The sequence below is a fragment of the Pantoea sp. UBA7232 genome (assembly GCF_002473195.1).
In the GTDB taxonomy this organism is placed as follows: Bacteria; Pseudomonadota; Gammaproteobacteria; order Enterobacterales; family Enterobacteriaceae; genus Pantoea; species Pantoea eucrina.
The window spans coordinates 336,124-357,931 of sequence record NZ_DKTK01000008.1 but is presented as its reverse complement, the minus strand read 5'-3'; the positions used below and the strand labels follow the sequence as shown (position 1 = coordinate 357,931).

20 protein-coding genes are annotated in these 21,808 nt (G+C 55.9%); 11 read left to right on the top strand and 9 right to left on the bottom strand.

Annotated features, from left to right (window positions below):
* Positions 1 to 340 precede the first annotated feature (340 nt).
* The 10 genes from arnB (at position 341) to B4056_RS09570 (ending at position 11,058) form a co-directional block, all read left to right on the top strand.
* Positions 341 to 1,489 carry a UDP-4-amino-4-deoxy-L-arabinose aminotransferase gene (gene arnB, locus B4056_RS09615; protein ID WP_094112250.1) on the top strand — a complete coding sequence of 383 codons (1,149 nt, stop codon included), beginning with the start codon at positions 341 to 343 and terminating at the stop codon, positions 1,487 to 1,489.
* A complete protein-coding gene (arnC, locus tag B4056_RS09610; protein ID WP_094112249.1) occupies positions 1,479 to 2,465 on the top strand; it encodes an undecaprenyl-phosphate 4-deoxy-4-formamido-L-arabinose transferase in 987 nt (328 codons plus the stop codon). The genes arnB and arnC overlap by 11 nt, the downstream gene beginning before the upstream one ends.
* Positions 2,462 to 4,441 (top strand): bifunctional UDP-4-amino-4-deoxy-L-arabinose formyltransferase/UDP-glucuronic acid oxidase ArnA, encoded by a 1,980-nt coding sequence (arnA, locus tag B4056_RS09605; RefSeq protein WP_094112248.1) that lies wholly within the window; start codon positions 2,462 to 2,464, stop codon positions 4,439 to 4,441. Before arnC ends, arnA begins: the two co-directional genes overlap by 4 nt.
* On the top strand, positions 4,438 to 5,328 hold the full coding sequence (gene arnD, locus B4056_RS09600; RefSeq protein ID WP_071668322.1) for a 4-deoxy-4-formamido-L-arabinose-phosphoundecaprenol deformylase: 891 nt from the start codon (positions 4,438 to 4,440) through the stop codon (positions 5,326 to 5,328). The genes arnA and arnD overlap by 4 nt, the downstream gene beginning before the upstream one ends.
* Before the next feature lie 13 nt (positions 5,329 to 5,341).
* The gene (arnT, locus tag B4056_RS09595; RefSeq protein ID WP_150034815.1) at positions 5,342 to 6,997 is read left to right on the top strand and encodes a lipid IV(A) 4-amino-4-deoxy-L-arabinosyltransferase; all 1,656 of its coding nucleotides are present in this window, start codon (positions 5,342 to 5,344) and stop codon (positions 6,995 to 6,997) included.
* The gene (gene arnE / locus B4056_RS09590) at positions 6,994 to 7,320 is read left to right on the top strand and encodes a 4-amino-4-deoxy-L-arabinose-phosphoundecaprenol flippase subunit ArnE (protein ID WP_040113474.1); all 327 of its coding nucleotides are present in this window, start codon (positions 6,994 to 6,996) and stop codon (positions 7,318 to 7,320) included. Before arnT ends, arnE begins: the two co-directional genes overlap by 4 nt.
* On the top strand, positions 7,317 to 7,691 hold the full coding sequence (gene arnF / locus B4056_RS09585) for a 4-amino-4-deoxy-L-arabinose-phosphoundecaprenol flippase subunit ArnF (protein ID WP_113655226.1): 375 nt from the start codon (positions 7,317 to 7,319) through the stop codon (positions 7,689 to 7,691). Before arnE ends, arnF begins: the two co-directional genes overlap by 4 nt.
* 123 nt (positions 7,692 to 7,814) lie before the next feature.
* Positions 7,815 to 8,636, top strand: a complete 822-nt coding sequence (locus B4056_RS09580) for a TIM barrel protein (RefSeq protein ID WP_108569862.1) — start codon at positions 7,815 to 7,817, stop codon at positions 8,634 to 8,636.
* Between the two features lie 25 nt (positions 8,637 to 8,661).
* Positions 8,662 to 9,672 carry a Gfo/Idh/MocA family oxidoreductase gene (locus B4056_RS09575; protein WP_108569861.1) on the top strand — a complete coding sequence of 337 codons (1,011 nt, stop codon included), beginning with the start codon at positions 8,662 to 8,664 and terminating at the stop codon, positions 9,670 to 9,672.
* Between the two features lie 147 nt (positions 9,673 to 9,819).
* On the top strand, positions 9,820 to 11,058 hold the full coding sequence (locus B4056_RS09570) for an aromatic amino acid transporter (RefSeq protein WP_094111582.1): 1,239 nt from the start codon (positions 9,820 to 9,822) through the stop codon (positions 11,056 to 11,058).
* Positions 11,059 to 11,098: 40 nt separating this feature from the next.
* Here B4056_RS09570 and uraH read toward each other — a convergent pair whose 3' ends face one another.
* The 9 genes from uraH to malE form a co-directional block, all read right to left on the bottom strand.
* Positions 11,099 to 11,512: a hydroxyisourate hydrolase gene (gene uraH / locus B4056_RS09565; RefSeq protein ID WP_071668326.1), complete on the bottom strand. Its 414-nt coding sequence runs from the start codon at positions 11,510 to 11,512 to the stop codon at positions 11,099 to 11,101.
* Positions 11,513 to 11,639: 127 nt separating this feature from the next.
* Positions 11,640 to 12,743: an NADH:flavin oxidoreductase/NADH oxidase gene (locus B4056_RS09560; protein WP_094111583.1), complete on the bottom strand. Its 1,104-nt coding sequence runs from the start codon at positions 12,741 to 12,743 to the stop codon at positions 11,640 to 11,642.
* A gap of 206 nt (positions 12,744 to 12,949) precedes the next feature.
* A complete protein-coding gene (locus B4056_RS09555; RefSeq protein ID WP_128083807.1) occupies positions 12,950 to 13,738 on the bottom strand; it encodes an N-acyl amino acid synthase FeeM domain-containing protein in 789 nt (262 codons plus the stop codon).
* A 222-nt stretch (positions 13,739 to 13,960) separates the two neighbouring features.
* Positions 13,961 to 14,743 carry a class I SAM-dependent methyltransferase gene (locus B4056_RS09550; RefSeq protein WP_288654523.1) on the bottom strand — a complete coding sequence of 261 codons (783 nt, stop codon included), beginning with the start codon at positions 14,741 to 14,743 and terminating at the stop codon, positions 13,961 to 13,963.
* Positions 14,744 to 14,796: 53 nt separating this feature from the next.
* On the bottom strand, positions 14,797 to 15,999 hold the full coding sequence (locus B4056_RS09545; protein WP_288654521.1) for a YcaO-like family protein: 1,203 nt from the start codon (positions 15,997 to 15,999) through the stop codon (positions 14,797 to 14,799).
* Between the two features lie 46 nt (positions 16,000 to 16,045).
* Positions 16,046 to 16,177 (bottom strand): hypothetical protein, encoded by a 132-nt coding sequence (locus B4056_RS09540; protein WP_255402130.1) that lies wholly within the window; start codon positions 16,175 to 16,177, stop codon positions 16,046 to 16,048.
* Positions 16,178 to 16,633: 456 nt separating this feature from the next.
* Positions 16,634 to 17,524 carry a maltose ABC transporter permease MalG gene (gene malG / locus B4056_RS09535; RefSeq protein WP_094111587.1) on the bottom strand — a complete coding sequence of 297 codons (891 nt, stop codon included), beginning with the start codon at positions 17,522 to 17,524 and terminating at the stop codon, positions 16,634 to 16,636.
* Positions 17,525 to 17,533: 9 nt separating this feature from the next.
* Positions 17,534 to 19,066 (bottom strand): maltose ABC transporter permease MalF, encoded by a 1,533-nt coding sequence (gene malF / locus B4056_RS09530; protein WP_150034819.1) that lies wholly within the window; start codon positions 19,064 to 19,066, stop codon positions 17,534 to 17,536.
* A 58-nt stretch (positions 19,067 to 19,124) separates the two neighbouring features.
* Entirely contained in the window at positions 19,125 to 20,315 is a 1,191-nt protein-coding gene (gene malE, locus B4056_RS09525) for a maltose/maltodextrin ABC transporter substrate-binding protein MalE (protein ID WP_113655338.1), read from the bottom strand.
* Between the two features lie 362 nt (positions 20,316 to 20,677).
* Between malE and malK the strand changes: the two genes are divergently transcribed.
* Positions 20,678 to 21,802, top strand: a complete 1,125-nt coding sequence (gene malK, locus B4056_RS09520; RefSeq protein ID WP_040113486.1) for a maltose/maltodextrin ABC transporter ATP-binding protein MalK — start codon at positions 20,678 to 20,680, stop codon at positions 21,800 to 21,802.
* Positions 21,803 to 21,808: the final 6 nt, after the last annotated feature.

Below are 21,808 nucleotides of genomic sequence, written 5' to 3'. Positions count from 1 at the left end.
AGAAAATCAGCGTGTGAAAATCTCAACGGCAGCCCTGCTTTTTGTCATACCGCGCTCTGCACAATTATCAATCAACCCTAAACGCTGAAGAAGTTGGCTGAGTAAACGCTGCAAATTTAATGTTGCGTTAAGTTTCGTTGCTTATGGTGATTACGCAGGAAAAATAGCAGGTGCACTAATGTTTTAGTCGATCGGCTATGTCAGCGCTGAGCAGTGAACGGGCGTGATGTTAATCAGTTTTTCACTATAACACGTTGAGAGTGCGTTGAAGTTGCGCGGAGTGACAGGTGCAGAGTTTATTCCTGCATTGTGGTCAGAGCATAATTGATAAGGTGGATTTATGTCTTTCTTACCCTTTTCGCGTCCCGCTTTGGGCGAAGAAGAGCTGGCCGCCGTCAGTGCGGTGTTCGCTTCAGGCTGGATCACCACCGGCCCGAAAAATGCTGCGCTGGAGCAGGCTTTCTGTGAATTGACTGGAAACCAGCACGCCATTGCCGTCAGTTCAGCGACTGCCGGCCTGCACGTTACGCTGCTGGCGCTGGGCATTCAGCCCGGAGATGAAGTGATCACCCCTTCGCTAACGTGGGTCTCTACGCTCAATATCATCACGCTGCTGGGAGCCACGCCGGTTATGGTTGATGTCGACCGTCATACGCTGATGGTGACGGCACCGCAGATTGAAGCGGCGATCACACCACGCACCCGGGCGATTATTCCGGTGCATTACGCCGGTGCGCCGGTTGATCTGGCGTCAATCTGCGCGCTGGGTGAGCGCTACGCCATTCCGGTGATTGAGGACGCCGCGCACGCTACCGGCTGCCACTATAACGGCCAGCATGTCGGACAGCGCGGCACGGCGATCTTTTCACTGCACGCCATCAAAAATATCACCTGTGCCGAGGGCGGCGTTGTTGTAACGGATGATGCTGAACTGGCCGACCGGGTGCGCAGCCTGAAGTTTCACGGCCTGGGGGTGGATGCCTGGGATCGCAATACGCACGGGCGCAAACCGCAGGCAGAGGTGATAGCACCCGGTTTTAAATACAATTTGCCCGATATCAATGCCGCTATTGCGCTGGTTCAGCTCGGTAAGCTTGAGGCTATCAACCGGCGCCGCCGGGAGATTGCGCAGCGCTACCTGCAGGCGCTGGCGGATACGCCTTTTCTGCCGCTGAAACAGCCGGACTGGCCGCATCAGCACGCCTGGCATCTGTTTATCATTCGCGTGGATGAAGCTACCTGCGGCATCAGCCGCGATACGCTGATGGAGGCGCTGAAAGCGGAGGAGATCGGCACCGGACTTCACTTCCGCGCGGCGCACACGCACAAATATTATCGCGAGCGTTATCCGCATCTTTCCCTGCCTGACACGGAATGGAACAGCGAACGTATCTGTTCGCTCCCGCTGTTTCCTGATATGCAGGATGAGGATGTCAGCCGGGTGATCGGCGCGCTGCGTACGCTGGCAGGAGGCCGCCATGCTGGATGAAAAACCGCTTCAGAAAATCTCTGTGGTTATCCCGGTCTATAACGAAGAGGAGAGTTTGCCGGAGCTGGTACGCCGCACCAGCGCAGCCTGTAGCACGCTGGGTCTGAACTTTGAGATCCTGCTGGTGGATGACGGCAGCAGCGACCGCTCGGCGCAGATGATCGCTGATGCCGCTGATATGCCAGGAAGTCACGTCGTCGGCGTACTGCTTAACCGAAACTATGGTCAGCACTCTGCGATTATGGCGGGCTTCGCCCATGTATCGGGCGACCTGATAATTACGCTGGACGCCGATCTGCAGAACCCGCCCGAAGAGATCCCGGCGCTGGTCAAAGCTGCGCAGCAGGGCTACGACGTAGTGGGTACGGTACGGCAGAACCGGCAGGATAGCTGGTTTCGTAAACGCGCCTCACGCGCCATCAATCAGCTGATCCAGCGCGTGACCGGCAAAGCGATGGGCGACTATGGCTGCATGCTGCGCGCCTATCGCCGGCATATTGTTGACGCCATGCTGAACTGCCATGAACGCAGCACCTTTATTCCCATTCTGGCCAATACCTTTGCCCGCCGCACTATCGAACTGCCGGTCGCACACGCTGAGCGTGAGTTTGGCGATTCCAAATACAGCGTCATGAAGCTTATCAATCTGATGTATGACCTGGTGACCTGTCTGACCACGACGCCGCTGCGCCTGCTGAGCATTGCTGGCAGCCTGATTGCGCTGGCGGGCTTTGCCTTTTCGATAGTGCTGGTGATCTTACGCCTGTTTTTTGGCGCCAACTGGGCCGGCGACGGTCTGTTTATGCTGTTTGCGGTGCTGTTTATTTTTGTCGGCGCGCAGTTTATCGGGATGGGCCTGCTGGGCGAATACATCGGGCGTATCTACAACGATGTACGCGCGCGGCCGCGCTATTTCATTCAGCGGGTGATCCACCCGCAGCAGGAAACTCCTCAGGTTCAGGAAATCAAACCATGAAAACAGTTGTTTTTGCCTATGCGGAAATGGGTTGCGCAGGAATCAACGCGCTGCTGAAAGCGGGTTTTGAGATTGCGGCGATCTTTACGCACACCGACACCGGGGCAGAGAGCCATTTTTTTGATTCCGTCGCGCGCCTCGCCGCTGAGCGCGGCATTCCGGTGCATGCGCCTGAAGAGGTCAATCACCCGTTATGGATTGAACGCATCCGCGCCTTGCAGCCTGACTATATTTTCTCCTTTTATTACCGCGCCATGCTGAGCGACGCTATTTTGGAATGTGCGGCACGCGGCGCGTTTAATCTGCACGGCTCGCTGCTACCCGCCTATCGCGGACGCGCACCGCTTAACTGGGTGCTGGTTAATGGCGAAACGGAAACCGGCGTGACGCTGCACCGCATGGTTAAGCGGGCCGATGCCGGTGACATTGTCACGCAGGAAAAGGTGGCGATCGATGAGCAGGATGATGCGCTGACGCTGCACCGTAAGCTGGTGGCCTGTGCCACACAGTTGCTGGAAGGTACGCTGCCAGCGCTGAAGCGCGGCGAGATTGTAGCCCGGCCGCAGGATGAGGGGCTGGCAACCCGGGTCGGACGCCGCACGCCGGAAGATGGACGTATCCGGTGGGAGCAGAGTGCGCAGCAGGTGAATAATCTGGTGCGCGCGGTAACCTGGCCCTGGCCCGGTGCTTTTGCCTTTGCCGGTACGGTGAAGTTTATGGTGTGGAAAGGACGTGTGCACGCCGGCACGCCGGGTGCCAGAGCCGGGACCGTACTCTCTGTCGATCCGCTGCAGGTCGCCTGCGGCCAGGGCGCACTGGAAATTATCACCGGCCAGTGTGACAACGGCGTGTTTATGAATGGCAGCCAGCTGGCGCAGAGCCTGGGGCTGGTGCCCGGCGCGCTGCTTTACTCTGAGCCGGTGGCGGCTGTTAAACGCCGCACGCGGGTGCTGATCCTCGGGGTGAACGGCTTTATCGGCAATCATCTGACTGAACGCCTGCTGCAGGATGATAATTTTGAGGTTTACGGGCTGGATATCGGCTCTGATGCGATAAGCCGTTTTCTGAACGAGCCGCGTTTCCACTTTGTTGAGGGCGACATCAGCATTCATTCCGAATGGATTGAGTATCACATCAAGAAGTGTGACGTGGTGCTGCCGCTGGTGGCGATTGCTACGCCGATTGAGTACACCCGTAACCCGCTGCGCGTATTTGAACTCGATTTTGAAGAGAACCTGAAAATCATTCGCGACTGCGTTAAATATAAAAAACGCATCATCTTCCCTTCTACCTCTGAAGTGTACGGCATGTGTACCGATCGGCATTTTGATGAGGATAGCTCTAACCTGGTGGTCGGTCCGATTAACAAGCAGCGCTGGATCTACTCGGTTTCCAAACAGCTGCTCGATCGGGTGATCTGGGCCTATGGTGAAAAAGAGGGCCTGCGCTTTACGCTGTTCCGCCCCTTTAACTGGATGGGCCCCCGGCTGGATAACCTCAATGCTGCACGCATTGGCAGCTCGCGCGCCATTACGCAGCTGATCCTCAATCTGGTAGAGGGATCGCCCATCAAACTGGTGGATGGCGGGGCGCAGAAGCGCTGCTTTACCGATATCCGTGACGGCATTGAGGCGCTGTTTCGCATCATTGAAAACCGCAACGGTAACTGTGACGGGCAGATCATCAATATTGGTAATCCTGAAAATGAAGCCAGTATTCGTGAGCTGGCGGAGCATCTGCTGGCAAGCTTTGAGCGCCATCCGCTGCGCGACCGTTTTCCGCCGTTTGCCGGGTTCCGCGAAGTAGAAAGCAGCAGCTACTACGGCAAAGGGTATCAGGATGTGGAGCATCGCAAGCCCTCGATAAAAAATGCGCGCCGGCTGCTGAACTGGGCACCGGATGTGGATATGGATACCACCATCGATAACACCCTTGATTTCTTTCTGCGCACTGTTGAACTGCAGGAAAAGCCATGAAAAAAGTGGGGCTGCGGGTCGATGTTGATACCTGGCGCGGCACCCGGCTGGGCGTCCCGGCACTGCTGGAACAGTTCAGCCTGCATCAGCTGCAGGCGAGCTTCTTTTTCAGCGTCGGGCCGGACAATATGGGGCGCCATATCTGGCGCCTGCTTAAGCCGCACTTTTTTCACAAAATGGTGCGCTCGCGGGCGGCATCGCTCTATGGCTGGGATATTCTGCTGGCCGGTACCGCCTGGCCAGGACGCCACATCGGACGCGGCCAGGCGGACATTATCCGCGCCACCGCCGATCATCATGAGGTTGGCCTGCACGCCTGGGATCACTTCGCCTGGCAGACCTGGGCGGGCGTCTGGTCAGAACAGCGGCTGGCGCAGGAGATCGGGCGGGGCAGGCAGATGCTGGAAGCGCTGACAGGTGACGCCGTCACTTGTTCAGCCGTTGCCGGCTGGCGGGCAGACAGCCGGATTATTGCTGCAAAAGAACCTTTCCATTTTCGGTACAACAGCGACTGCCGCGGCAGCGGCCCGTTTATCCCGCTGCTACCGGACGGTACAGAAGGCACAGTACAGATCCCGGTCACGCTGCCTACCTGGGATGAAGTGGTGGGGCAACAGGTGAGTGCTGCGCGCTTCAACGATTTTATCCTTGAGCGCATGCAGCACGCTGCGGGCACCGCGGTTTACACCATTCATGCCGAAGTTGAGGGGATCGCCGCGCGCGACGCCTTTAGCAACCTGCTCGATCGCGCCCGGCAGGCCGGTATTCACTTCTGTCCGCTCAGCGAGCTTCTGCCTGCCGATCTCTCCACTCTGCCGCGCGCGCCTGTGATACGCGGCCGGATTGCGGGTCGGGAAGGGTGGCTGGGCTGTCAGGCAGAAAACTAATCAGGGAGTTCTGATGCGTACAGGCACCAAAATTACGCTGCTGCTGATGCTGTTTGCGCTCTATTATCTGCTGCCGGTTCCGTTTCGCGATCTGTGGCAGCCCGATGAGCTGCGTTATGCAGAGATCAGCCGCGAGATGATTGTCAGCGGCAACTGGGTTGTGCCGCACTTTTTTGATTTGCGCTATTTTGAAAAACCTGTCGCCGGCTACTGGATAAATAATCTGGGCCAGCTGCTGTTCGGACACACTAATTTTGGCGTCCGCGCCGGCGCGCTGTTCAGCACGCTATGCAGCGGCCTGCTGATTTTCTGGCTGGGATGCCGGATGTTTGCCAGCCGCAACGTCGCCCTGCTGGCCAGCACCGTTTTTCTGACCTCGCTGCTGGTTTACGGAATCGGCACTTATGCGGTGCTGGACCCTGTTCTGCTGCTGTGGCTGACGGGAGCGATGTGCAGCTTCTGGTACGCGGCTCAGGCATGCACATTCCGGCAGCGCTTCTCCGGCTATCTGCTGCTGGGTGCGGCCTGCGCCATGGGGTTTATGACCAAAGGCTTCCTGGCGCTCGCGGTTCCGGTGCTGGCGATTGTGCCGTGGATGGTGTGGCAGCGCCGCTTCACGGAACTGCTGCGCTGGGGGCCGCTGGCGCTGCTGACCGCAGTACTGCTGAGCCTGCCGTGGGCGCTGGCGATAGCGCAGCAGGCGGGAGATTTCTGGCACTATTTTTTCTGGGTTGAGCATATTCAGCGTTTTGCTGAAGAAAACGCGCAGCACAAAGCGCCTTTCTGGTATTACCTGCCGGTGCTGGTTGCGGGCACGCTGCCCTGGCTGGGGCTGCTGCCCGGCGCGCTGATAAGCGGCTGGCAGCAGCGTCGCCAGCAGGCAGGCGTGCTCTATTTACTGAGCTGGGTCGTGCTGCCGCTGCTGTTTTTCAGTATTGCAAAAGGCAAGCTGCCAACCTATATCCTGCCCTGTTTTGCTCCGCTGAGCCTGCTGATAGCAGGTTATGCATCAGGAAACAGCGCACGATTAAACACCGCGCTGCGGTTTAACGGCTGGATCAACCTGCTGTTTGGCGCGCTGACCGCGCTGGCGGTGATAAGCGTACTGGCACCGTGGGGGCTGGCTCACCGGCCGCTCTACAGCAGCGACGAGAAGCTGCGTGCGACTCTGGCTGCGCTCGCTTTTACCGGCTGGGCGCTGGCGGCAGGTGTCAGCCTGCGCACCGGGCGCTGGCAGCTGGCGGCGCTCTGCCCGCTGGCGCTGGTGCTGCTGGTGGGATTTGCTATTCCCGACCGGATACGGGACGCCAAACAGCCGCAGAACTTTGTTCGCCACATAGAGGAGCGGCTTGCGCAGAGCCGCTTTATCCTGGCGGATAATCCCGGCGTCGCCTCGGCGATCGCCTGGCAGCTCAAACGCAGCGATATCTTTTTTTACAGCAGCAAAGGCGAGCTGGAGTATGGTCTCAGCTATGCCGATGCCCGAAAGCGCTACGTTGCCGGAGCGGAGTTTGCCGACTGGCTGCGCGTCCATCGCAGAGAGGGTGGTGTCGCGCTGGTACTGATGCTGGATGCCGGGCAGAAAACGCCGGATGCGATGCTGCCGGTGCCGGATGATGTCTGGCAGCAGGGACGGCTGGTTTATTACAGCTACCGTCGCGCGCCATGAATCTGCTGCTGATTGTTCTGGTCAGCCTGCTCAGCTGTGCAGCCCAGCTCTGTCAGAAGCAGGCCGCGCTGATGGCGTCAGGCGGCAGGCGCATGGCGCTCTGGGTCGCGCTCAGCCTGCTGCTGCTGGGGGCGGCGATGCTGCTCTGGCTGCTGGTATTGCGCAGTGTGCCGGTCAGCCAGGCCTATCCGATGCTCAGCCTTAACTTTGTGCTGGTGGCGGCAGCCGCACGCCTGATCTGGCGCGAAGCCTGTACGCTGCAGCAGTGGCTGGGCACGCTGCTGATTGTCGCGGGGGTGGCGCTGATGGGGAGTCAGCTATGAAAGGTACAGGGCTGGCGCTCGTAAGCGTCGCGCTGGTGACGCTGGCGCAGCTGATGCTGCGCAGCGCGATGATGGAGTTTCCCGCGTTCAGTGCGCTGCTGCAGGGCGGCGCACGCCCTGTGCTGATGCTCTGCGCCGGCCTTGCAGCCTACGGGTTATCGATGCTCTGCTGGCTTGCCGCGCTGCGCTATCAGCCGCTCAGTCAGCTCTATCCGCTACTCAGTCTGAGCTACGTACTGGTCTGGCTGGCTGCTGTCGTTCTGCCGTGGTTTCATGAGCCTTTTCGCTGGAGTAGCCTGGCGGGCGTAGTACTGATTGTGGCGGGCCTGCTGGCGGTATCGCTGCCGCGCGGTAAAAAACAGGACTGCTGATATGCGCTTAGTCAGCACGATACGGGGCTGATGTAAATCACTCAAAGAAGCAGCGGAGCCGCTCAGCCTGATGTTTTAGTATCCCTTCAGTTGCCTTCCAACCCGTACGCATCAGGACTGAATATGACCGGTAAACTAAGCAGCGACCGCCTCTGTATTAATCGAAAAATTGCTCCCGCTCTGAGCATCAGTGAATTTTTTGCGCTGGTGGCAAAGCTGGGGCTGCACAAGGTTGAAATCCGCAACGACATGAAAAGCGGCAGCGTGACCGACAATCTCGGTGGCGCGCAGGTCAGCGCGCTGGCGCGCGAGCACGATCTGACTATCGAAACAATCAATGCGGTTTATCCATTTAACCAGCTCAATGATGAGGTTCTGGCAAAGACCCGCGGCCTGCTGAAAGACGCAGCTGAAAGCGGTGCCAGAGCGCTGGTGCTCTGTCCGCTCAACGATGGTGCGCCGGTCAGCGACGCACAGACTATCGATGCGCTGCAAACGCTGGCGCCGCTGTTTGCAGAATACGGCATTCAGGGACTGGTTGAGCCGCTGGGCTTTCCGCAGAGTTCGCTGCGCTCTGCCGCGCAGGCGCAGCAGCTGATTAAACAGGCCGGGGTGCCGTTCAAAATTGTGCTGGATACCTTCCATCATCATCTTTATGAAGGTGCCGAAGCGGACTTTGCCGGGCACGTCAACGTGCATGAGATTGGCCTGGTTCACCTGTCCGGCGTGACCGATACGCGGCCGGCGGCAGAGCTGACGGATGAAGAGCGTATTATGCTCAGCGCCGATGACAGACTGCAGACAAAACAGCAGGTGGCCCGCCTTGAAGAGATGGGGTATCGCGGGATCTATGCGTTTGAGCCTTTCTCATCGGTGATGGAGAGCTGGAGCGCTGCTGAGATTGAGCAGCAGATCCGCAGCAGTATCGACTATCTCAACCGCTAACCGCAACCGGCTCAGGAAACAGACTATGACACTCAATATTGGCGTAATTGGCACCGGTGCAATCGGTCGTGAACATATCCGGCGCTGCAGTCAGGTGCTGCAGAACGCGCGCGTAGTGGCGCTGAATGATATCGACCGCCGTCAGTGTGAAGAGGTCGCAGCTGCGCTACAGCTGCAGGCGGAGATCTACGACAGCGCGCACGATCTGATTAATGCGCCTGACGTACAGGCCGTGCTGGTGACCTCCTGGGGTCCCACTCATGAAGAGTTTGTGCTGGCGGCGATCAAAGCGGGCAAGGCGGTGTTTTGTGAAAAGCCGCTGGCAGTGACGGCGCAGGGCTGTATGAACATCGTTGAAGCGGAGATGGCCGGCGGTAAAAAACGCGTACAGGTCGGCTTTATGCGACCTTATGACAGCGGCTATCGCGCGCTGAAGCAGGTGCTGGAGAGCGGTGAGATTGGCGCGCCGCTGATGCTGCACTGCGCGCATCGCAATCCGGAGGTGGGTGACAGTTACACCACGGATATGGCGATTACCGATACGCTGATCCATGAGCTGGATGTGCTGCGCTGGTTGCTGAATGATGATTACGTCAGCGCGCAGGTGATCTGGCCACGCAAAACGCGCCACGCCAGTTCACACCTGAAAGATCCGCAGATTGTTCTGCTGGAAACGGCGCAGGGTACGCGCATTGACGTCGAAATTTTTGTTAACTGCCAGTATGGCTATGACATTCAGTGTGAAGTTGTCGGAGAAAGCGGCATTGCCCGGCTGCCGGAACCTGTGGCGGTGCAGACGCGCAGTAACGCAGCGCTCTCTGTGGCCATCCTGACCGACTGGAAAAAGCGCTTTATCGATGCATACGATGTGGAGCTGCAGGCGTTTATCAACAATGTGCTTGCCGACGAGCTGACCGGGCCTTCTGCCTGGGATGGTTATGCGGCGGCGGTGGCGGCAGACGCCTGTGTTGCCGCTCAGAAGAGTGGCGATATTGTTCAGATTACGATGCCGCCCCGTCCGGCTTTTTATCAGTAATCCCGCCTGAACCGCGCGCCTGCTCTGCAGGCGCGCTGCTGTCATTATCTGCTTACAACCCTGCCAGTCTGTTTTTGCGTTTTGTACTCTACATACTAGTACATGATGTGTATCATCCCGCCTTTGCTAATTTTCTGAGTCGTCTTAATGTCAGTACCTCAACTCACGCCGCGCCAGCCCTCAGTCTGGTGGGGCGCTATGATCATCTGTGGCACCGTTGTGGGTGCCGGTATGTTTACGCTGCCTGTGGTTATGGCAGGAAGCTGGTTTGGCTGGGGCGTGCTGCTGCTGTTTATCAGCTGGGGCGCGATGCTGCTCTCCGGCCTGCTGTTTATGCGCGTCAGCCTGCACTATACTGCCGGCGCCGGCTATGACACGCTGGTGCGCGATCTGCTGGGACGCGGCTGGGCAAGGCTCAACGGGTTAAGCATCCTGTTTGTACTGGGTATTCTGACCTACGCCTATATTTCAGCCAGCGGCCCGGTCTATCAGCACTCCCTTAATCAGCTGGGTCTGCCGCTGACAGCGGCCGGTGCGAAAATTGCGCTGACGCTGCTGGTTGCAGGGGTGGTGCTGCTCGGCACGCGTGGCGTGAGCCGGCTTATGACCTTCTGCGTAGTGGCAAAAATTGCGCTGCTTATTATGCTGTTCGGCGGACTCCTGATGCAGGTTGACAGCGCCTCACTGCTGCAGCCAGCGCCAGAAGGCAGCGCTTACTGGCCCTATGCGCTCGGCGTGCTGCCTTTCTGCCTGGCCTCTTTTGGGTATCACGGCAATATCACCGGGCTGGTGAGCTACTACCATCGCGACCGGCGCAGGATCGCGCGTGCGCTGCTGCTCGGGACCCTGATGTCGCTTGCGCTCTACCTGTTCTGGATCGTCAGCACGATGGGAAACCTGCCGCGCAGCGCGTTTCCGGGTATTGTCGCGCAGGGCGGGGATATCGCCGCCCTGATGGCGGCGCTGGGCTCGCATCTGCAGGTGCCGGCATTAACCCTGATGCTGTCGCTCTTTTCCCATTTTGCCGTTATCGCTTCGTTTCTTGGCGTCACCGCAGGATTGTTCGACTATATCGCCGACCGTATGGGGCAGGGCGATACGCGCCGGGCACGGGTGAAAACGGCGCTGCTGACCTTTTTGCCGCCGCTGCTGGCGTCGATTGTCTGGCCACACGGGTTTGTGGCGGCCATCGGCTATGCCGGGTTGTTTGCCACCCTGTGGGCGGTGATCATCCCGGCCTTACTGGCATTGCGGGCAGAAAAGCGCTTCGCCACGCATAAAAAATCCTCGCTGGCGATCATCCTGGTACTGCTATTTGGGGGACTGAACATTGTGGCGTGGCTACTGAGCTGGCTGGAGTGGTTGCCGCTATTTGGCGCAGGCTGACAGGAGAACGCGCTGGTCTGAGGCCAGCGCGTTTTAAAAATCAGTTACCGCGATAGGTTGAATAGCCATACTGGCTTAGCAGCAGCGGTATATGGTAATGCTGATCGGTTTTCTCAAGATTAAAAATTACCGGAATTTCCGGAAAGAAAGTCTGCTGATTAACTGATTTATAGTACTCCCCGGTTTTGAACACCACGCGATAAATACCTGACTGCGCCATTTTATCTTTCGGATAGAGTGCCGGGATCCGCCCCTGCGCATCCGTGGTGGCTTCTGCCAGTTTTGTCCAGTTATCGCCTGCTTTCTGATCCAGTTCTACTTTTACGCCGGCGGTGGGGATGCCGGTCTGCAGGTTGAGCACGTGCACGCTCACCGGGTTTTTCATGGTATCGGCCGCGGCGACGCCAGCGGTGCAAAGTAAAACAGCAGAAAGCAGAAGGTGTTGAGGTTTCATTTCATCGTCCTTTAATGTGAATGCGTGAAATGAAGCATAGAGGCTAAGGGCCGGAGCGCCTCACGCTGGCCGCAATCTGTGAAATTTCCCAGAGGGGTGCGGCAGGCGGAGCGCCTGCCGCAATGGATCACTTGTTGTTCTGTACCAGAGTGCCTTTCAGACCGTGCGGCTCTGAACGCAGATACTGCGGCGGAGCCTTAACGGTGGCGCCCAGCTCAGCGGCAGCGTGCCACGGCCAGTGCGGATCCCAGAGCATCCCGCGCGCCAGCGCAATCAGGTCCGTATCACCGGTGTGCAGAGCCTGTTCCGCCTGCTGCGGATCGGTTATCAGTCCGACACCGATTACCGGGATATCCACCACTTTGCGAATATCGCGCGCAAAAGAGAGCTGATAGCCTGGGCCGATATCGATCTCCTGATCGGGCGACAGTCCGCCGCTGGAGACGTGAATATAAGCACAGCCTGCGGCGGCCAGCTGCTGGCTGAACGCAATAGACTGCTCATTATCCCAGCCGCCTGCGACCCAGTCAGTTGCTGAAATACGCACGCCCACCGGTACTGAATCTGGCAGAGCATCGCGTATCGCCTGAAACACTTCCAGCGGATAGCGCATGCGGTTTTCCAGCGATCCGCCATATTCATCATCGCGCTTGTTACTGAGCGGAGAGAGAAACTGATGCAGCAGATAGCCATGGGCAGCATGCAGTTCAACCAGTTCGATACCGATGCGGACCGCGCGCTGCGCGCTGTCAACAAAGGCCTGTTTCAGGCGCATCAGCTCCTCTTTACTCAGCGCGTGTGGCGCCTGTTCGCCCGACTGGTAAGCCTCTGCGGAGGGAGCCACCGTCTGCCAGCCGCCCTGTTGAGCCGAAAGCTGCTCGCCGCCTTCCCACGGCACGGCACAGGAGGCTTTGCGACCTGCGTGACCCAGCTGGATACCTATTGGCAGGGTTGCCCATGGACGGATATCCTCCAGCACGCTGGCCAGTGCCGCCTCAGTCTCATCGTCCCACAATCCCAGATCGCCCGGCGATATACGGCCGATATCCTCAACGGCTGTTGCTTCGATAATCAGTAAGCCCGCACCGGACAGGGCGAGCTGCCCCAGATGGATACGGTGCCAGGCGGTGGCTTTACCCGCCTCAGCGGAGTACTGACACATGGGCGCAATAATAATGCGATTCTCCAGCGAGAGCTGTCCCAGTTTCGTGGCGCTAAATAACAGACTCATCTTAACCTCATGTTTTCAGGGGATCTCAGGTGAAATAAGTGTAGATGGTCATCGGCGAACGGAGGCGGCCCGGCACAGGGATTCTGTTTCTAAGCGTTAACCGGAAAGATTTGGCTTTCTAGTTACAACATACCATTTTACTATAAATACACCCTCTTCAGCCGCGGCAATGATATCGCCTGGCAGGGCTTACGGTGGCCTTTAATTTACCTCTGAAGCGAGCAGAGATAACGATAAACAGCGGCATCCTGCGGATCCGGCCTGAAGCGCTGGCTATTACGACACTGAGCACAGATGGTACGATAGTGCCGGTTCAGTCCAAGTTCGCATAAAATACGCAGCCAGCCATTGGCTCCGTAGCACTGTTGTTCATAGATTTTTTCCCGCATCTTCTTAACGTCGAGACGCAATAACACAGCATTCAGATCGCTGTACTCAGGATGTTTTTTGGTTTTACCTATCCGGGTAAACATGAAATTGCGCATATAAAAAGGCGCTACGTTCTCTTTAACCTGAATAAGCAGATCGTCTACCTGCTCCACAAAAATCGTATAAATCATAATCCTGAGATAGAGCATAAACACCAGATTGTCCTGCTGCTGCGTCTGCTTGACCGACAGCGTACCCAGCTCTACGACTTTCCGGTTTTCCAGCCCGAGGGCGGCTATCTCTGCACCAAACAGCAGGGAGCAGGGCAGCTGCTGGTTTCGCTGAGCAATCACGCTGATTGTGCCGAGGATCTCCTGTTTTTTACGCGCCAGAAACAGGGTGCTGTCAGGATGAAGCAGGCCTTCGTTATAAAGGAACAGCGCACGCTTGCTCTTGATAATACCGCTACGCTGGTAGGCGCTATGCGTGACTTCCATGCCTTTCAAAAAATCGAGAAAAGCGGTCGCCGGCGCAATATCGATCAGCTTATCGCTATCATTAAGCAATCTGCATAGTTTGAGCGTTCTTTTACTCAGAACGCCATCGGATACTGCGCTGACAGTCACTGATTTCCTTAGCGAATCCACAATTATCCCTGACAATAGATTTTAGTATCGCTAATGTATTCAGGGTATCTAATGATTGGAATTAGTTTTAATCGAAAATTTAGTAATCACTGCTTAAAGCAAAATCTGTTATTCAGCTTAAAGAGCAGCAGCGCCACTGCAGCATTTTATGCTTAATGTTAAGCGGTATGTCGCACGTGCCTGTGGCCTCAGCGCAGTCTTTCAAAGTGTCTGTAACAGATAATACTGGAAAAAACCTGCTGAACGTTCGCTATAGCCGCTTGTCATTTTAAGAGCAATGTTTTTGCCCCGCACATGATTTTCAACATCACAATTCACAGGGGTATGACCAAAAATAATTAAATACCCTTTCTTATTAAGCAGCGTAATCAGTTTATCGATAACAGGTGTTGCCTGATCGTGTCTTATCACTTCATGATTGGCGAAGCGGCAAAAAATAATATCATACCTGTCACGGTCACCGGATTGCATAAAGTCGCTCTGTACAACCTGCGGCAGCTGCTGCCTGGCCTTCAGGACCATTTTTTCCGCGCGATCGGCAGCGAAATAGTTTAGCCGGGGAAGCTTTTGTTTTACTGAGGCAAGGAAGGTTCCGGTAGAGCAGGCCGGATCAAATACGCGGCAGTCGGGAAAAGCAATCTCACGCAGCAAATTTACGGTATGCCGGCGGAAGTGCGCTTCCTGTATGTCCAGCTTCTCCGGTGTACCGGCCATCTGGTCCCAGAATGATTCCGGGCATATAGCCTCATTCCCTTCATCATCCAGCGGCGGCCATGGAAAGTGGATATTGTAATCCGGGCAGGGGGGAAGTAATTTTTCACGCCACGCCGGATCGTCCGGCACTCTGATGCCGAGGGTTATTTCATCTTTGGTTTCATCCAGCGAAATGAGCGGGCCTTTTATCATATCGGGAAGAATGATGCTGTAAGCCACGTGGCTTAACGGCTTTCGTATGCCGGCAAAAATCGATTCAAAGGTTGTCATGATAAAAATATCATGCCGTTCCCGATTCGGGACCCGGATGTAAATTATTCTACTCATATCTGATCCTGATAGCTTCGGCAGGGAATAACGACGTTACCCAAACTGACCAGGGCAAATCGCTCCATACCGGGCATGACGGCACAGGCCAGTGATACGCCGGCAGGATCGCTGTCTATTTCTTTAAGCCATACAGATAATCCGGCCATTTCGCACAGGGTTGTCAGGCGGTGAAGGTGCTCTTGCAGAGTCAGTTCAGCGCGTTTCTCTGGCAGCTCAACGCTGACAGAAGCGAGGCTGCCAAAATCGGCAACAAGGCTGCGATATAATTTTTCATGCTCTCTCAGGTTATGCTGGTGTTTTTCCAGTTCCTCAGTAAAGCAGGTAAAATTATCGGCCAGTTTATGCAGCTGGACCAGTTCTTTGATAGCCCGGGCAACCGCATGGTCAGCATAGATTGAACAGCCAGCGCCGTAAATGTTTATCCCCAGGCGCGGCTTACTCTTACAGTAAGCAAGATAAACAGGAGGCAGTAACGGTTCTGAGGCATCAATAATATTGATTTCATCCTCTAAGGCAGACTGAGCATCATTGAAAAGTTTTTCAGCTGCAGGGGGCAGTGAGTCCGTATTAACAAGTCGGATCTCTTTTTGTACACCATAGAAAAATGTTTTTGCCAGCAGGATACCTGTGCAGTGCCGCTCTATTATTTCCCCGATGGCGTGAATCGCTGCTTCAGTAAAACCATAACCCGCAGCGATACCTGCATTACTGGTATAGCGTCGCGCTGCGCTATAGTCTGTAGTGTCTCCCTGAATGATATGGCTGAAATATTCGCAATCCGTTAAAAAAAGAGGCCAGAGCAGTGACGCACAACCCTTTTTATCTGTAAATTCCACTGCTGCAATTTTGGCGGGTGATGATTTCGCAAGAATAGTCAATGGCAACATCCCGCGAAGTTCTGCCTGCTGAATGACTGACCCGAAGGGATATAACCTGCTTTTCTCTCTGAGTGCCGGAAAGCTTCTGTAATGTTCATAAGCTTCATAGAGTGCACCAACGCTGGCTTCCTCTGCATAGCCTTTACCGCAGCCAGAAATCGGTTTGGTGCCACTTTCCCTGTTTAACAGCGTAACCGTAGCTGAAAGCGTATTGCCAAAGTTGTCATTTTTTATCTGTATATTCTGGCGGGAAAAATAACGCTCTATTGCTTTTCTTGACCGGGTAAGGGTGACAGATCTTTCAGGCAGGATAGTCATGATAAATGTCCATATTAAAGCGGCACAATAATGTGCCGCTGAAATGTTAGTCTTCAGACTGACTCTCTTCATCCGCCTGCGAGGCGGACGCTAACACTTCCTCTTCTTCAATAGTGAGTACGGCTTTGTTTGCATTCTCGCTATTGCTGTTGCTGATGCCTGAGTTCAAATATCCCATGATTAGACTCCTTTATTAGCAAGCTGCTGATTGCGGCGGGGATATATTTAATTAATGTCCATTCTTAATTCAAATCCTGAATAATAGAAATGTGCGCCAGATCAATTTATGTTTACTGAAAATTTTGGCGATTTTATCTTTAATTTTTCATATTATTTTCCCGAAAATATTACCATTTAAAAAATAATTCCTTGCCGCTTTATCGTTCATTTCCCGGGTGATTGATTTTAAAGGTAATATCAGAATTTTTATCTGCGCGGCTATGCCTCTTTTTTTCTAAAGAATTTCCTGATGGAGTTGCATAAATCAATCATTTCTTATTCCAGGGGAGGTCGGGTTCAGTAAGAAAAAATGTTGATTATTTCCCTCGCCATAAAAAAAGACGGCCCGGGGGCCGTCAAACGCCCCAGCGGTGGTTAAACACCGGGGCAGCGAGGTCACACAATGATGAAGAGGTTAGCCTTTAACACCGCCCGCTGTCAGACCGCTGACCAGCCAGCGCTGTGCCAGCAGGAATACCAGCGTAATGGGAATGGCAGACAACACCGCAGCGGCGGCAAAGTCGCCCCAGAGATAGTTCTGCGGATTTAAATATTGCTGCATACCAACGGCCAGCGTATAGCTGTTAACGTCACGCAGCAGCAGCGAAGCGACCGGCACTTCGGTGACCGCGGCGATAAAGGCCAGAATAAAGACCACTGCCAGAATCGGCACCGACAGCGGCAGCAGCACAAGACGAAACGCCTGCCAGGGCGTTGCGCCATCCAGCGCGGCCGCTTCTTCCAGCGAGCCATCGATGGTTTCGAAGTAGCCTTTAATGGTCCAGACGTGCAGCGCAATGCCGCCAAGATAGGCAAAGATTACGCCGCCGTGCGTATTGAGTCCGAGAAAGGGCACATACTGACCCAGCCGGTCAAACAATGCATAGAGCGCGACCAGCGACAGCACCGCCGGAAACATCTGGAAGATCAGCATACCTTTCAGCAGGGTTGCGCGGCCGGCAAAACGCATGCGGGCAAAGGCGTAGGCACAGGTCGTGGATAGCGTCACGATACCCAGCGCGCTTATCGCTGCGATCTTCACCGAGTTCCACAGCCAGAGCAGTACCGGGAAGGGTGGCGGTGTGACGCTGCCATCCGGCTGAGTCACGCTGAATCCCAGCGCCAGCTTCCAGTGCTCCCAGGAGATCTGCTCCGGGATCAGCGAGCCGGTCGCAAAATTGCCGGAACGCAGTGAAATAGCGACCACCATCAGCAGCGGAAACAGGATGGCGGCAATAAAAACCAGCAGCAGCAGATGCGTCAGCAGCAAACGAAGCTTTTGTGATTTGGGTTGTACCATTGCCATAATTTTTCCTCAGTCAAACTTCATGCGCACGGCTTTCAGGTTGATGACCGCCAGTGCCCCGACCAGCATGAAAATCAGCGTTGCAATCGCCGCCGCGAGGCCAAAGTCCTGCCCGCCGCCGCCCTCAAACGCAATACGCCAGGTGTAATTGACCAGCAGATCCGTGTAGCCGGCGGGCGTGGTAGTCCCGATCCGATCCGGTCCGCCGTTGGTAAGCAGCTGCACCAGAACAAAGTTATTAAAATTAAAGGCAAAGCTGGCAATCATCAGCGGCATAAGGGGCTTAAGCAGCAGCGGCAGCGTGATGCGGAAAAAATTCTGCAGCGGACCCGCGCCATCCATCGCGGAAGCCTCATACAGATCGTCCGGGATAGCTTTTAACAGCCCCATGCACAGAATCATCATGTAGGGATAGCCGAGCCAGGTATTCACGATGACCAGCATGGTACGCGCCAGCGCGGGATCGCTGAACCAGGCAGGCTGGACGCCAAACAGCGCCTTGAGCATGACGTTAACTTCACCAAAACTCTGGTTAAACAGCCCCTTGAAGATAAGGATGGAGATAAAAGCCGGTACGGCGTAGGGCAAAATCAGCATCACGCGGTAGATAGCCTTACCGCGCAGCGCTTCCCACTGCACCAGACAGGCCAGCACCATGCCCACTGCAACGGTCAGGATCACCGTCACTAGCGAGAAGATCAGCGTCCAGCCAAAAATGGCGAGAAACGGTTTCTGGATCCCTTCGTCAGTAAAGACGCGAACAAAGTTTTTCCAGCCCGCGTTAACGGTAAATCCAGGGCTCAGTTGTTCACTGCCCCAGCTGCCGTCAGCCGCAATCTGCTGGTAAAACCCCGTGTCCTGATTAGCCTGATAGCGTACGCCAGTTTGCTGATTTTTCAGCACGCCCTGGTGCCCGGTAACATAGAGCGGACGGGTACCCGAGAACTGGCGTAAGGAGCTCATCACCAGCTCACGTCCATCCGGCAACCGGGCACGGATCTGGCTTAGCGCCTGGCGATGCGTGGTGATGACTTTCAGCGTGGCGCGCTGAGTAGCGGGCAGCGGCGCCTGCTGCAGCGTCAGGGTCTGCGCGCCGCCGAAGTCGAACGGCGTGGAGACGTAGCGTTCATCGCTGCTGCTGTCGCTGAGCACCAGCTGCCAGCGCCGATCGGCCGGGTAGAGCGCAAAATTCAGCCCGGCGCCATCCTGATACTGCCTGCCAAGCAGCACCTGCTGCGCCCGTTCCTGCGACAGCTGATTGGTACTGCTGTAATTGGTGAACGCGATAGCGATAGTGCAGGCCAGCGGAAACAGCACAAAAATAGCCATGCCGGCCAGGCCCGGATAGACATAGCGCCAGGCATAAGCGCGGCGATTAGCATAAATCCAGATGCCGGTTGCGCTGACAATCAGCGTCATGAGCGCAAACAGGTACTCTCCCTGCACATACATCAGCACCAGCAGATAGCCGACTAACAGACAGCAGCCGCCAACCAGTACGCCTTTCAGCATCTGGCTGTACCGTTCCGTTTTTCCTGACATGATCCGAAATTCCTCAACAGCTGATAAAAAGCCGGACAGCGCCGGCTTCAGACAGGGTTTACTTGTTCAGACGGGTCTGCGCATCTTTCAGCGCGGCGTCCACGCTCTGGCGTCCTTTCAGCGCGTTAAGGGTGGCAGTGCGCATGGCGTACCAGAAGGCGGACATCTGCGGGATGTTTGGCATGATATCGCCGTTCTGTGCGTTGCTCATGGTGGCGGCGATACGCGGATCTTTCTCCAGAATTGCCTGATACGATTTCAGCGCCACGGCGCCCAGCGGCTTGTCTTTATTGACCGCCTCAAGCCCGCCGTCGGTCAGCAGATAGTTCTCCAGAAACTCTTTTGCCAGCTCTTTGTTGGGGCTGGCGGCGTTGATACCGGCGCTCAGTACACCGACAAAGGTTTTGGAGGGTTTGCCATTGAGCGTTGGCAGGGTGGTCACCCCGTATTTGATGCCGCTCTTGTCGATGTTGCTCCACGCCCACGGACCATTAACCGTCATCGCCGTCTGCCCTTTATTGAATGCCGCTTCAGCGATGGAGTAGTCGGTATCCGCATTCAGCACTTTGGCTTTGACCTGATCCACAAGGAACTGCATGCCCGCTTTCGCCCCGGCGTTATCCACGCCGGTGTCTTTGATATCAAATCCACTTTGCGTAGGTTTGAAAGCATAGGCACCGCCTGCCGCCAGCAGTGGCCAGGTGAAGTAAGGCTCCTGCAGGTTAAACATGATGGCGCTCTTGCCTTTGGCGCGCAGCTGCTTGTCCAGATCGGCGATGGCTTCCCAGCTTTTTGGCGGTTCGGCGACCAGATCTTTGTTATAAATCAGCGAGAGGGACTCGACCGATACCGGATAACCAATCAGCTTGCCGTTGTAACGCACCGCATCCCAGGTAAAGGGAAACAGCTTGTCCTGCACATTTTTGTCAGGTGAGATCTCCGCCAGCAGACCTGACTGCGCATAGCCGCCAAAACGGTCGTGAGCCCAGAAAATGATATCGGGGCCATCACCGGTGGCGGCCACCTGCGGATACTTCTCCTCCATCTTATCCGGATGTTCCACGGTGACTTTGATGCCGGTCTCCTGCTCAAATTTTTTGCCAACCTCGGCCAGTCCGTTGTAGCCCTTGTCACCGTTGATCCAGATAACCAGTTTTCCCTCTTCGATCTTTGCGAGAGCCGAAGCAGAGAACAGCACGGCGGAGAGCGCGGAGAGGGCGAATAAGCGCGAGACGGTTTTCATTGTCATAAGTCCATCCTGTAAACGAAAGCGGGAAGTAAGCGTCCCGTTTATTGTCAGGTTCTGCAGCACGGTTTCATCCTCCTGCTCTCTACGCCTGCAGGCGTAAACGCGTGATCCTGCTTGCAAAAATCCCTGTTTTTATGGGCTGGCGCACACTTTCTCCCGCTTTTTTCTGCGTCTGACATCACAAAAATTTCTTCATCCGGCAGCTGGCAGCCGGCACGCATCCTTTCTCCTCCTCCCGGCTCATCCCCCGTGCATTCACGTTGTGGTGGAGGATGTCAGCGGCTGCCGGGGCTTTCATGATGAGCCACAGAATCGGCCAGCAGTCATATCAGCCAACAGGGCACGTTGAGAGGAAAAGTATTATGGCGAGCGTTGCGTTACGTCATGTCTCCAAAACATGGGGTGAAACCGAAGTCTCGAAAGATATCAATCTTGAGATTGCCGAAGGTGAATTTGTGGTGTTTGTCGGACCCTCCGGCTGCGGTAAGTCGACCCTGCTGCGGATGATTGCCGGGCTTGAAACCATCACTAAAGGCGACCTGCTGATAGGCGGCAAGCGCATGAATGAGGTACCGCCAGCAGAGCGCGGGATCGGCATGGTGTTTCAGTCCTATGCGCTTTATCCGCATCTGGACGTTGCGGAAAATATGTCCTTTGGCCTGAAGCTGGCCGGCGTCAGGCGCGCCGAGATCCAGCAGCGTGTAAACCAGGTAGCTGAGGTGCTGCAGCTGGCGCATCTGCTGGACAGGCGGCCCAAAGCGCTCTCTGGCGGTCAGCGGCAGCGGGTGGCGATTGGCCGGACACTGGTGGCTGAACCGCGCGTTTTTCTGCTCGACGAGCCGTTATCCAACCTTGATGCCGCACTGCGCGTCCAGATGCGCATTGAAATTTCGCGACTGCATAAACGGCTGAAGCGCACCATGATCTACGTTACCCACGATCAGGTAGAAGCGATGACGCTCGCCGACAAAATTGTGGTGCTCGAAGCAGGGCGCATCGCGCAGATTGGCAAACCGCTGGAACTTTATCACTACCCCGCCAATCGCTTTGTCGCCGGATTTATCGGTTCCCCGCGGATGAATTTCCTTCCGGTAAAAGTAACCGCCACCGCAATCGATCAGGTTCAGGTGCGTCTGCCCAACAATCAGCTGGTCTGGCTGCCGGTCGAGAGCACCGGCGTGCAGATCGGCAGCAACATGTCGCTGGGTATCCGGCCTGAGCATCTGCTCTCCAGCGACATCGCCGATGTCACGCTGGAGGGAGAGGTGCAGGTCGTTGAGCAGCTCGGCAATGAAACGCAAATCCACATTCAAATCCCCGCCATCCGTCAAAACCTGGTTTATCGCCAGGAGGACGTGGTGCTGGCAGAAGAGGGCGCCCTGATGGGCATCGGCCTGCCGCCGGAACGCTGTCATCTGTTTCGTGAAGATGGCAGCGCCTGTCGCAGGCTGCATCAGGAGCCTGGTGTGTACCCTGCAAAACAATAAAAGCAA

What these genes read in the sequence shown, in the direction of transcription:
- arnE (WP_040113474.1), top strand. Translation starts at nt 6,994, where the DNA reads ATGAATCTGCTGCTGATTGTTCTGGTCAGCCTGCTCAGCTGTGCAGCC.
- arnD (WP_071668322.1), top strand. Translation starts at nt 4,438, where the DNA reads ATGAAAAAAGTGGGGCTGCGGGTCGATGTTGATACCTGGCGCGGCACC.
- B4056_RS09540 (WP_255402130.1), bottom strand. Translation starts at nt 16,177, where the DNA reads ATGGGATATTTGAACTCAGGCATCAGCAACAGCAATAGCGAGAATGCA.
- arnA (WP_094112248.1), top strand. Translation starts at nt 2,462, where the DNA reads ATGAAAACAGTTGTTTTTGCCTATGCGGAAATGGGTTGCGCAGGAATC.
- malK (WP_040113486.1), top strand. Translation starts at nt 20,678, where the DNA reads ATGGCGAGCGTTGCGTTACGTCATGTCTCCAAAACATGGGGTGAAACC.
- B4056_RS09575 (WP_108569861.1), top strand. Translation starts at nt 8,662, where the DNA reads ATGACACTCAATATTGGCGTAATTGGCACCGGTGCAATCGGTCGTGAA.
- B4056_RS09545 (WP_288654521.1), bottom strand. Translation starts at nt 15,999, where the DNA reads ATGACTATCCTGCCTGAAAGATCTGTCACCCTTACCCGGTCAAGAAAA.
- malG (WP_094111587.1), bottom strand. Translation starts at nt 17,524, where the DNA reads ATGGCAATGGTACAACCCAAATCACAAAAGCTTCGTTTGCTGCTGACG.
- arnC (WP_094112249.1), top strand. Translation starts at nt 1,479, where the DNA reads ATGCTGGATGAAAAACCGCTTCAGAAAATCTCTGTGGTTATCCCGGTC.
- malF (WP_150034819.1), bottom strand. Translation starts at nt 19,066, where the DNA reads ATGTCAGGAAAAACGGAACGGTACAGCCAGATGCTGAAAGGCGTACTG.
- B4056_RS09570 (WP_094111582.1), top strand. Translation starts at nt 9,820, where the DNA reads ATGTCAGTACCTCAACTCACGCCGCGCCAGCCCTCAGTCTGGTGGGGC.
- arnF (WP_113655226.1), top strand. Translation starts at nt 7,317, where the DNA reads ATGAAAGGTACAGGGCTGGCGCTCGTAAGCGTCGCGCTGGTGACGCTG.
- B4056_RS09560 (WP_094111583.1), bottom strand. Translation starts at nt 12,743, where the DNA reads ATGAGTCTGTTATTTAGCGCCACGAAACTGGGACAGCTCTCGCTGGAG.
- arnB (WP_094112250.1), top strand. Translation starts at nt 341, where the DNA reads ATGTCTTTCTTACCCTTTTCGCGTCCCGCTTTGGGCGAAGAAGAGCTG.
- malE (WP_113655338.1), bottom strand. Translation starts at nt 20,315, where the DNA reads ATGACAATGAAAACCGTCTCGCGCTTATTCGCCCTCTCCGCGCTCTCC.
- uraH (WP_071668326.1), bottom strand. Translation starts at nt 11,512, where the DNA reads ATGAAACCTCAACACCTTCTGCTTTCTGCTGTTTTACTTTGCACCGCT.
- B4056_RS09580 (WP_108569862.1), top strand. Translation starts at nt 7,815, where the DNA reads ATGACCGGTAAACTAAGCAGCGACCGCCTCTGTATTAATCGAAAAATT.
- B4056_RS09550 (WP_288654523.1), bottom strand. Translation starts at nt 14,743, where the DNA reads ATGACAACCTTTGAATCGATTTTTGCCGGCATACGAAAGCCGTTAAGC.
- arnT (WP_150034815.1), top strand. Translation starts at nt 5,342, where the DNA reads ATGCGTACAGGCACCAAAATTACGCTGCTGCTGATGCTGTTTGCGCTC.